This window comes from Salmonella sp. SAL4457, assembly GCF_046548235.1.
GTDB classification, from domain to species: domain Bacteria; phylum Pseudomonadota; class Gammaproteobacteria; order Enterobacterales; family Enterobacteriaceae; genus Salmonella; species Salmonella enterica.
This window is the reverse complement of sequence record NZ_JBGDZO010000973.1, coordinates 1-251: the sequence shown is the minus strand read 5'-3', so window position 1 is coordinate 251 and position 251 is coordinate 1. Positions and strand designations below refer to the sequence as shown.

1 protein-coding gene is annotated in these 251 nt (G+C 55.8%); it reads left to right on the top strand.

Annotated elements, in window-relative coordinates; translation table 11 throughout:
- Positions 1–251: basic secretory protein-like protein (locus ACLJNW_RS27095; protein WP_410961645.1), on the top strand; the 251-nt coding region annotated here is incomplete at both ends.

The following is a 251-nucleotide window of genomic DNA, read 5'->3' as shown; positions in this document are numbered from 1 at the left end:
ACTTGGAGCTGAGCATTGGAATCCTTGGCCGGCCGGAAAGCGGACTCGTGGCGAGAAGTGGGATGCAGGGTACCAGACTACGGCGTGGTTTCTGGAATGGGTGGAGGATAATATTGGCGGTGAGGGAGCGATTGGAAGACTGAATGAGGCGTTGAGAAAGGATGAGTGGGACGAAGGGAAGGTCTGGGAGACGATAATTGGGAAGTCAGTCAAGGCTTGTTGGCGAGCGTACACGGAGGACTGGGAGAGGA